The organism is uncultured Shewanella sp. (assembly GCF_947501665.1).
GTDB lineage: Bacteria > Pseudomonadota > Gammaproteobacteria > Enterobacterales > Shewanellaceae > Shewanella.
This window is the reverse complement of sequence record NZ_CANMWS010000124.1, coordinates 1-204: the sequence shown is the minus strand read 5'-3', so window position 1 is coordinate 204 and position 204 is coordinate 1. Positions and strand designations below refer to the sequence as shown.

The 204-nt window shown below is 47.5% G+C and carries 1 pseudogene; it reads right to left on the bottom strand.

The annotated features are described in order from the left end of the window. A pseudogene (locus Q0976_RS24165) lies at positions 1 to 204 on the bottom strand (IS630 family transposase); the annotation flags it as partial.

Sequence of the window (204 nt, the reverse complement as noted above, 5' to 3'; positions counted from 1 at the left end):
CCTTCTTTGCTTGTCCATGGCATAACGATAGCTTGCCCGATCCCCCTGCTTGGACAAACTGAACCAAATAGATAAGCCCTGTGGTTAACAAGATGCATACTGTTGTTGACGTACTACTCGCGGTCTGGTGCCTTTTCTGGCCCAGATCCTCGTTGTCGTGTTTTGTTGACCAAAGCGAGCTTCATCTTGAAACCAAATATCGAC